This is a genomic window from Streptomyces sp. NPDC005483 (genome assembly GCF_040606035.1).
Taxonomy (GTDB): Bacteria; Actinomycetota; Actinomycetes; order Streptomycetales; family Streptomycetaceae; genus Streptomyces.
Genome location: NZ_JBEXEA010000049.1, coordinates 1 through 9,621 on the forward strand (window position 1 = coordinate 1; position 9,621 = coordinate 9,621).

At 67.2% G+C, this 9,621-nt stretch carries 5 protein-coding genes and 3 pseudogenes; 3 read left to right on the plus strand and 5 right to left on the minus strand.

Annotated elements, in window-relative coordinates:
• Positions 1-147: pseudogene (locus ABZT06_RS45090) on the minus strand (sugar ABC transporter permease); the annotation flags it as partial.
• A gap of 38 nt (positions 148-185) precedes the next feature.
• Positions 186-1,496, minus strand: a complete 1,311-nt coding sequence (locus ABZT06_RS45095) for an ABC transporter substrate-binding protein (protein WP_355754479.1) — start codon at positions 1,494-1,496, stop codon at positions 186-188.
• A 531-nt stretch (positions 1,497-2,027) separates the two neighbouring features.
• Here ABZT06_RS45095 and ABZT06_RS45100 point away from each other — a divergent pair.
• The gene (locus ABZT06_RS45100) at positions 2,028-3,065 is read left to right on the plus strand and encodes a LacI family DNA-binding transcriptional regulator (RefSeq protein WP_355754482.1); all 1,038 of its coding nucleotides are present in this window, start codon (positions 2,028-2,030) and stop codon (positions 3,063-3,065) included.
• A 245-nt stretch (positions 3,066-3,310) separates the two neighbouring features.
• Complete coding sequence (locus tag ABZT06_RS45105) at positions 3,311-5,365, plus strand: RICIN domain-containing protein (RefSeq protein ID WP_355754485.1); 2,055 nt, start codon at positions 3,311-3,313, stop codon at positions 5,363-5,365.
• Positions 5,366-5,757: 392 nt separating this feature from the next.
• On the opposite strand, the gene ABZT06_RS45110 is transcribed toward ABZT06_RS45105, so the two are convergent.
• The 3 genes and pseudogenes from ABZT06_RS45110 to ABZT06_RS45120 form a co-directional block, all read right to left on the minus strand.
• The gene (locus ABZT06_RS45110; protein ID WP_355754488.1) at positions 5,758-6,636 is read right to left on the minus strand and encodes a chromosome condensation regulator; all 879 of its coding nucleotides are present in this window, start codon (positions 6,634-6,636) and stop codon (positions 5,758-5,760) included.
• A gap of 62 nt (positions 6,637-6,698) precedes the next feature.
• A pseudogene (locus ABZT06_RS45115) lies at positions 6,699-7,532 on the minus strand (IS5 family transposase).
• A 276-nt stretch (positions 7,533-7,808) separates the two neighbouring features.
• Positions 7,809-8,154: pseudogene (locus ABZT06_RS45120) on the minus strand (IS110 family transposase); the annotation flags it as partial.
• Positions 8,155-8,634: 480 nt separating this feature from the next.
• Here ABZT06_RS45120 and ABZT06_RS45125 point away from each other — a divergent pair.
• Positions 8,635-9,621 (plus strand): LacI family DNA-binding transcriptional regulator (locus ABZT06_RS45125; protein ID WP_355754490.1); only part of this gene is annotated, 987 nt, incomplete at its 3' end.

A 9,621-nucleotide genomic window follows, 5' to 3' on the forward strand; every position in this document is an offset into this window, starting at 1 on the left:
CACGCCGGCCATGAAGCCGAGCGTGAGCCGGTCACGGCGGGTCAGCAGGCGCTTGTGCCCCCGCGGAACCCGCTTGTTGACAGGGGCAGGGCCCGGAGGCGGCACCGCGGCCGCCTCCGGGCTCTTCGTGATCGTGTCGGAGCTCATGGTGTCGGTGTTCATCCGCTTCAGAAGGGGGATCGGTCTCAGCCGGACGCGAAGATCGTCTTCTTCTGGCGCTCGATCGAGGACAGCAGACTGTCGATCCCCTTGGGGTCGCGGACGAACTTCTGCAGCGCGGGCTGCATCACCGTCGAGGTGAAGTCCGGCCGGCTGTCACGGTCCATGAATTGCGTGAGGTGCTTCGCGCCGCTGATCATGTCGTACGCCTTCTTCTGCAGGGCGCTGTAGGCGGAGGTGTCGGCCTTCGAGGAGGCGGCGATGAGGCTCGGGTCGGCCCTCAGATAAATCTCCTCGGCCTGCGGCGTGCCGAGGAATTCGAGCAGTTTGACGGAACCGGGGTGGTTCTTGGGCTTCTTGCTGAGCATGATGCCGTCGGTCGGCGCCTCGACGGTGTCCTGCCCGTACGCCGGGTCTATCTCGGGGAAGGCGAAGAAGTCCAGGTCGTCCAGATCCGCCTTGTCGGTGAACTGCTGGGCCACGAACATGCCGAGCATATACATGCCGGCCTTCTTCGCCACCAGCGTCTGGGCGGCGTCCTGCCAGGTACGGCCGACCGCGCCCTCCTGGTGGTAGGGGAGAGTCTCGGCCCAGGTGTCGAAGACCTTGCGCACCTTCGCGTCGGTCCACGATGCCTTGCCCGCCATCAGTTCGACGTGGAAGTCGTAGCCGTTGAGGCGGAAGTTGATCTGGTCGAAGGAGCCCATCGCCGGCCAGGCGTCCTTGTCGCCGTACGCGATCGGGACGAGGCCGTCCTTCTTCATCTGCTTGCACAGGGCGACGTACGCGTCCCACGTGGTGGGGACCTCGTAACCGTACTTCTGGAAGACGCTCTTGCGGTAGAAGACCGCCCACGGAGACGTCGTCAGCGGCACGAGGTAGTACTTGCCGTCCTGACCCTTGCTCAGGTCGTGCATCGCCGACGGGAAGTTGGCGCCGATCGTCTTCCACACGTCGTCGATCGGCGTGGCCAGGCCCTTGGCCGCGAAGAACTGCATCCGGTAGCCGGCGAACCACTGGAACACGTCGTCCGGCGTGCCCTGGAGGTAGGAGTTGATCTGCTCCTGGAAGGTGTTGTGGTCCTTCGTGTTGAGGGCGACCTTGATCCCCGACTGCTTCGTGAAGGCCGCGTACATGTCGCCGTACGCCTTCTTCGGGACGGCGTCGGAGGCGTTGGAGCCGACGGTGACGGTCTTGGTGTCCGACGATGTGGAATTGCCGGCGCAGGCACTGAGCAGAGGGATGCCGGCACCCAGTGCCGCGGCTCCGCCGAGGCCGCGGAGCACGGTGCGGCGGCTGGTTCCAGGCATGGTCTGACCGGGAGAATAACGGTGCATTTCGGCTCCTACGGGGCTGGCGATGCCCAGGTGTGGCACGCCAGCCGTACGGGGGTATGACGGAGAGCGGGTCGTCGAGGGACCCATCTGAGGGCCGGTCGCGAACCAGAATCCAACATGACCAAACAAACGTGATCGTCGGACGCCAGGAAGCGTGAACGCTCCGTGGGTGCACTGTCAAGGCTTTCCGTCCGACCATCCATGATCTACCCGCTCCGTCCGGAAGCTTCAATAACCGGCGGCCGGGCCGGGCGGATGGGGCTGACATGGCTGCCCCTCGAATCGCTCCGGTCTCCGCAAATGCCACTTGAGCTGCAGAAATGCATGGTGGGCTTGCATTGCTCGGAAGCCTCCGGCACCTCGCTCCGCCGGGCCGTCGGTCTCGGCCGCCGTCGCGCCGAAGGCAAGCGGCGTTGCGAGAACTCTTGACCTCGGCTCGGCGGGTGCGTACACATTGACCGCGCGGTCAGACCGCGCGGTCATGTAATTTGACCTCGTTCGACGGAGAACACACGGCCATGGGGAGACTTCATGACAACAGGGCTGGAGCGCGGTGCGGGCTCCTCCGCGCCGCGCAGTGAGGACGTGGCCAGGCTGGCCGGCGTCTCACGCAAGACGGTCTCCCGGGTCCTCAACAACGAGCCGTACGTCTCCGACGAGTCCCGCCGGCGTGTCCTGGCGGCCGCTGAGGAGCTGGGCTACCGGTTGAACAACGCGGCCAGGGCACTCGCCTCCGGCCGTACCCGGTCCATCGGTGTGGTCGCTCTGGCAACAGCCGGGTACGGAACCGCCTCCCTGCTCGTGGGCATCGAACAGGCCGTACGGGACGCCGGTTACGCACTGCGCGTGGTCAACACCCCGGACGGCGACCCGCGAAGCATCGCCGGCGCGCTGGAATCACTCCTGGATCAGGGCGTGGACGGCATCGTCGTCTCCGTACCGATCGTCGAGGGTGAAGTCCCGCTCGGCGTCGATGTGCCGGTCCTCTTCGTCGGAGCGCCGCCCGCCTTCAGTGCCGCCCGGACACTGACCGTCGGTGTGGGCGCCCATGAGCTGGCCCGCGCGGCCACCGACCACCTGCTGGACCTGGGACACACGACCGTCCATCACCTCGCCGGTCCCCGCCGGTGGTACGCCACCAAGGACCGCATCGAGGGGTGGCGGGCGGCGCTGGCGGCCCGGGGCGCGCACGAGCCGCCCGTGCTGAACGGTGACTGGTCGGCGGCCTCCGGGTATGCCGCGGGCCTCGCGCTGGCCTCGGACCGCTCGGTGACCGCGGTGTTCGCCGCAGGTGACGAGATGGCCATCGGACTGATCCACGGCCTGCGGGAAAGTGGTCGTCGTGTGCCGGAGGACGTCAGTGTCGTCGGTTTCGACGGCAACCCCGTCTTCGCCTACGTCTCCCCGCCTCTGACCACGGTCCGTCAGCCCTTCGAGGCGGCGTCGAGCGAAGGAATCCGGCTTCTCCTCCACGCCATGGAGAAGCCTGACACCGAACTGCCGCCGGCGAACGACCCACCCGTCGAACTCGTCGTCCGCGGCTCGACGGCACCCCCGCCCTCTCTCTGACCCGCCCTTTCTCCGACCCGCCCCACCCCACCCCCTTTCGTGCCACCGCCCCGGCGCACCCACACGCCGGGGCGCCCCACCTCCCTCCTTCCGCGCTCGTCGAGCCGCTTCCCCCGCGCTCGCGAGCCGCGCCCGGCAGTGCCGCCCGGCTCTCCGCGGGCGCCGTGCCCCAAGAACTCCGCCGCGTCACTCCGAGCCGTTCCGAGCCGGCGGACACCGACACACACCTTCCCCTGGGAGCCGCAATGTCCCCTGCGCAGACAGGCGCCATACCCGGCGCCGCTCCGCGTTCCCGTCCCGTCTCCTTCTTGTCCCTGGCCTTCATCCTGCTCGTCTCGGTGATGACCATGGTCCTGCCCGCCGGCCGGGCAGACGCCCTGGCCCGTCCCTCGCAGACGATGTACACCCCGCCTGCGGGTGCGCCCTCGCCCGGTGCGCTCTACCCGCGGGCGATGCGGATGCAGCACAACGGCTCCGCCAACGGCACCATCCTCGCGACCTTCGAGCAGTACACCTCCGGTACGCCGGTCCTCCCGATCTATCGCAGCACGGACAACGGCAACTCCTGGTCGAAGATCTCCGAGGTCGCCGACACCCAGAACGGCTGGGGCATGCGCTGGGAGCCCGAACTGTTCGAACTGCCCGCGGCGGTGGGCGGCTTCCCGGCAGGCACCATCCTGGCCGCCGGTGCCTCGGTCCCCGCGGACCGCTCGGCCATCAAGATCGATGTCTACGCCAGCACCGACCGTGGACAGACCTGGACCTTCGCCAGCAACATCGCCACCGGCGGCGCGGCGTTCGACACGAACGGCAACACCCCCGTATGGGAGCCGTTCTTCCTCTACGCCAATGGCAAGCTGATCGTCTACTACTCCGACCAGCGCGACCCCGACCACGGCCAGAAGGTCGTGCACCAGGTCACCACGGACCTCCACACCTGGGGTCCGGTAGTGGACGACGTCGCGATGCCCACGTACAGCCAGCGCCCGGGTATGCCCACCGTCGCGAAGCTGCCCAACGGCAACTACGTCATGACGTACGAGTACGGCGGCTCCCCCTCGGGCAACTTCGCCGTCTACTACAAGATCTCCGCCGACCCGGAGGCGTTCAACTCCGTCACGGGCATTCCCCTGCGGTCGACGGACGGCACGGTCCCCACCAGCACTCCGTACATCACGTGGCTGCCCACCGGCGGTCCGAACGGCACGCTGGTCGTCAGCGCCTACAGCACCAGCGACCTGTTCCTCAACACCCAGAACGGCGCCGCGGACACCTGGACGCGTATCAACTCCAACGTCGCCGGAGGCTACAGCCGCGGCATGGTGCCCCTGTCCGACGGCCACAGCCTGCTCGTGCTCAGTGGCGGCAACGGGGGCAGCAATCTCTCCAACCCCGTCACCTACAGCACCATCGATCTCGGAGGCGGCATCTCGGACGGGGCCACCTACACCGTGTCGAACGCGGGCAGCAACCTCATGCTGAGCATCGCGGGCGGCTCCACCAGCAACGGCACGAACGCCACCCAGCAGAACGCCGACAACGCCACCGACCAGCAGTGGCGCTTCGTGCAGCAGAGCTCCGGCTACTTCAAGATCCTCAACGTCGCCAGCGGCAAGGTGCTCGGCGTGGAGAGCCAGTCCACCGCCGACGGGGCCAAGATCCTCCAGTGGGACGACAACGGCACCCTGGACCACGAGTGGGCCGTCGCCCCGAATCCGGCCGGCGGCTACAGCCTCACCAACCGTGTCACCGGCAAGTACCTGGAGATCCCGAACGCCTCCACCACCGCCGGCACCATCGCCGGTCAGTGGAGCGGCACCAGCTGCGCCTGCCAGCGCTGGAACGTCACCCAGACTGCTCCGCCGGCGCTGGGCACCGGGCAGTACGTCCTCGTCAACAAGAACAGCGGGAAGTACCTGGACATCCCGCAGGGCTCGACCGCCACCGGTACGGCCACCCAGCAGTGGCAGAACTCGGCCTGTTTCTGCCAGCTGTTCACCTTCCAGTCCGCCGGCAGCGGAGCCTGGACCATCAGGAACGTCAACAGCAACCTGAACCTGGACATCCGTAACGGCTCCACCACCGCCGGAGCCGCCGTCGTCCAGAACACGCCGTCCACCGCGAACTCACAGAAATGGACCCTCACCGACGCGGGCAACGGCTACTACGAACTCAAGAACGTGGGCAGCGGCTTCAACGCCGGCGTCGCCCAGTCCTCCACCAGCAACGGCGCGGCAGTCGTGCAGTGGAACGACCTGAACATCGACGACCAGTTCTGGAAGATCGTCCGCATCAACTGAACGACCACTCGACAGCTCGACGAAGGGCCTCCTGGCAGCTCCGGATCGCGAGGAACCGGGCGTCAGGAGGCCTGGGTGGCGTCGGAAAGAAGAGCAACGGCAGGACCTCCGGCTTATTTGAAGAACAGCTCGTCGACCGAAGGGGTCCCATTTCCGGGTGCCCGAACCACCGGTGCAAGGAATCGAGCAGTCCGTTCTGACCCGGCGCGGATTCTGGGGGCGTTTCGTTGTTCTGGGGCGACAGGCAGGTGCAGCCGTCGCCGGGCGCACGAGCAGTGCGTCGATGGCGGCTGACACCGACAGCGTGGACGTCCGGACCACATCGATCCGGTCGGCCAGGGCTTAGGACTGGAATCAGAACGACGTCTTTGGGGCTCGGGAGTGACGGCATGTCAGTTCGCGTTGGCGTGGCCCGGAGGCCTATGAAGCTGGACTCCGGACCAGGTATCGACTTCGCACTGTCTGTCGGCATTGTTACCCGCGGTCACGACTGTGCCGTTGGCACGCAGACCAAGGGTGTGCGTTGAACCGGCCGCCACGGCGACAATGTCGCGCCAATCGCCGACTTCGCACTGTCCGTAGCTGTTGTCTCCCGCTGCGAGGACCCGCCCGGACGCCGTGACCCCGACGGTGTGGTAGCTGCCCGCGTCGAGCGCCACCACGTCTTCCCACTCATCGACCTCGCACGCCCCGGTTGCCCGGTCGCCGGTCGCTACTGCACGCCCGTCGGCTCTGAGGCCGACGGTATGGAGATACCCGGCAGCAATGGCGGCCAGGTCACGCCACCCTTCAACGGCACGCTGCCCTCGTCGGTTGTTCCCCGCAGCCAGTGCAGAACCGTCCGACCGGACGCCGACCGAGTGCCAGTCACCACACGAGAGGACGACCATCTCGCGCCAGGACTGCACGTCGCACTGTCCTTCTGAACTCCGGCCAACTGCTAGCACGCGGCCATTCGCGAGCAGCCCGAGCGTGCGTCGCCAGCCTGCGGCCACGGCCGTGACTCCTCGCCATCCGGCGACATCACATTGCCCATCGCCATTCCACCCCGTTGCCAGCACCGTGCCGTCCGACCGGAGTCCCACCGTATGAGACCTGCCGGTGTTCGTCGCGGCATGGACGTTGCCGGCTGCCACCGCGACGACGTCTTGCCATCGCTCGACACGACATTCCGTGACTGCGGTATTGCCCACGGCGAGAACGGTTCCATCCCAGCGCCGTCCGACCGAATGACGCCTTCCGGCCGCCAGCGCCGATGAGTTAGCGAGCATTCCGCTTCCTTGTGCTTGGCGCGAGTTCGCGACATGGGATGCCACCTTACTTTGGACTGGAATCAGAGCGGGGTCCTCAGTCGCCGCCAGCAGATGACGGCACAACCGAATGTGATGAAGGCCTTGTGGATGTCGTCGCGGATCTCCCAGCGGATGCGCAGGCGGCGGAACCAGTGCAGTAGTGCGACGGCGCCTTCCACGACCAAGCGGTGTACGCCGAGTCCGGAGCCGTGTTCGGTGCCGCGTCGGGCGATGTGCGGGGTGATTTCGTACCGTCGGACATGGTCGCGGTGGCTTTCGTGGTCGTAGCCGCGGTCAGCGTAGAGGTGCTTCGGGCGGCGCAGCGGCTGGCCCCGTTTGCCTCGGATCGGCGGGACGGCTCGGATCAGTGGGATCAGCTGGGTCACGTCGTTGCGGTTGGCACCGGGCAGCGCGGCACGGCCAGCGGGACGCCGTGGGCCTCGACGATAACGTGGCGCTTGCTGCCGGTCTTGCCCCGGTCCACCGGGGACGGGCCGGTGGCCGCACCACCTTTCATCGCCCGCAGATGGCTCGAGGCGACCGACGCCCGGGACAGATCCAGTATGCCGGCCGCCCGCAGTTCGGCCAGCAGCATCTCGTGCAGGCGCTGCCAGACCCCGGCCTCGTTCCACTCCCGCAGTCGCCTCCAGCAGGTCATCCCGGAGCCGAAGCCCAGTTCCTGCGGGACGTAGCGCCAGGGGATGCCGGTGTAGAGCACGAACAGGATGCCGCACAGAACCCGCCGGTCATCGAGCCGACGACGCCCCGGCTACCGAAACCCCGCTCAATCACGGCAACAGCGGCTCGATACGCTCCCACAGCCCATCGTCAACCTCCCACGGCTTGCGCCGACCACGAGTCTCGGTCGCAACCACCCCCTCCGAGCCGCATCAACGCGAACTGACGCGACCGTCATTCCCGAGCTCCAGAGTCCTCATTCTGATTCCAGTCCTTGGCCGCCACGGCGTAGCGATCGTCCTCTGTCAGGAGAAGACCTTTGCCCGTGCACAGCAGGACGCTCGTACGTGGGCGGTTCGCTCGACATCAGCACCATGTCGGGAGGCGGGCACCGAGGAGGTCGTGCTGCTCCCCCATCGGATAGCGGATACCCGGACCGGAAACCAGCCCGGCGAGGTGGCGGTTGACGTCGGGGCGTCGGCGATGACGAACGCGTCCCTCGCTTCGGCCTTGGCTTCGCCCGGGTAGAGGTCGGCGATTCCACGCATCACCAACCCCGGCAGGTAGGCGACCGGGCAACTCATCTCCCGGGCGACCGCCAGCGGCAGAGCTCCCATCGAGGCCGGTTGATCGACCACGACCAGCACCGTTCCGTGCTTGGCCTGGAGTTCCGCGAACAGTTCGCGGAGCTTGGGCTCGATGATGGGCAGACGCTTTGTCGAAGACTCTCTTCCCGGCCGGGGTGACGGCGGTGGCGCAGTGTTCGCGCTTGCCGACGTCCAGACCGAGGGAGACGTCGATGTCGGCGGTGTCGATCACGTGCAGGTCGCTCCGTCATGCCTTCGTCCGGCACCCCGCCCAGATCATCAACAACAGGAGGGGGAAGTCACGCCAGAACCCGAAGGTCGGAGGCCGCGTTGCGGAGCCGCGATATCGGTAACGGGGAGCTCCGTGTGCAAGTGTCTCACTGATTGATGCGTTTTAATCAGGATGCCGAAGGAAACTCACACACTCCCTGAACACCGTCACGTTTCGGTCGGCGGCCGCTTGCCGTTGATCGTGCAGGAGGACGCCGGAGCAGCGCTGTGACCTGCTTTTATTAGAGAATCCTATCCGTTCTTGGTGTCTGGCTGGACACAAGGGCTTGGAACGCTTCAATGCGCGTCATGTATTCTGCGGCTTGTCCGCGACAGCCTGGTCACTGTGAGTGCCGTGCGGTCCGGGGTTGAATGAGACCGGAAGTCGAGGAGCGCTGTGGCAACCGCCCGTCCGCGAGTACAAGGGCATGCAGGTCCGAGCATGCAGGACGTCGCCGACGCCGCGGGCGTCTCGGTCGGCACGGTCTCCAACGTCCTGAACCATCCGGCGAAGGTGAGCCCGGCGACGGCGCAACGCGTCCGCCAAGCCATCGGCCGACTGGGTTTCGTGCGCAATGACGCCGCCCGGTCGCTGGTGTCGGGATCGACCAACAGCGTCGGCATGGTGCTCGCCGACATCGAGAACTCCCTGTTCATCGACATGGCGCACGGTGCGCAGGGCGCCGCTCGTGCGGTCGGCCAGAACCTGCTGCTCGCGAACACGGCGTGCGACATGACCCTTCAGGACGACTACCTGGACCTCTTCGACGAGTCCCGGGTGACCGGCGTGCTGCTGGCGCCCATGGAGGACTCCTCGGCCGGCATCGCCCGCATCCGTTCGCACGGGCGCCAGGTCGTGCTCCTCAACTACGCTCCGAAACCGGGAACTTGCTGCTCGGTGCTGGTCAACAACGAGCACGTCGGATATCTCGCGGCCCGCCATCTCATCGACACCGGGCGCACGCGACTGGCCTATGTGGTCGCGCACGACGACTACCAGCCCGTGCGCGACAGGCGCCGGGGGGTGCGCGCGGCGGTCGAGGAGGCGGGCCCCGGTGTCACCCTGGAGGAGATCGACAGCGTCGGCCTGACCGCGGCTCACGGACATGTGGTCGGGCAGGATCTCGCGCGACGCACCCCCGGCGAGCTGCCGGACGGCCTGATCGCCGTCACCGATGAGCTGGCCAACGCCATCATCCACGAACTGCACACCGTGGCGGGGATCCGCGTGCCCGAAGAGGTCGCGATCGTCGGCTGCGAGAACAACCGCACGGCCGGCACCGCGGCGGTACCGCTGACCGCGGTGGACATGCCGGGCCGGATGATGGGGCAGGAAGCGATCCGGCTGCTGATGGACGAGGTGGCCTCGGGCGGCCAGCACCGTCATGCCACCGTCGTGCTGGAGCCCGAGCTGATCGTCCGCGCCAGC

Excerpts from the sequence above, each read along its gene's own strand:
- ABZT06_RS45110 (WP_355754488.1), bottom strand. The coding sequence starts at position 6,636 with ATGCTCGCTAACTCATCGGCGCTGGCGGCCGGAAGGCGTCATTCGGTC.
- ABZT06_RS45100 (WP_355754482.1), top strand. The coding sequence starts at position 2,028 with ATGACAACAGGGCTGGAGCGCGGTGCGGGCTCCTCCGCGCCGCGCAGT.
- ABZT06_RS45105 (WP_355754485.1), top strand. The coding sequence starts at position 3,311 with ATGTCCCCTGCGCAGACAGGCGCCATACCCGGCGCCGCTCCGCGTTCC.
- ABZT06_RS45095 (WP_355754479.1), bottom strand. The coding sequence starts at position 1,496 with ATGCACCGTTATTCTCCCGGTCAGACCATGCCTGGAACCAGCCGCCGC.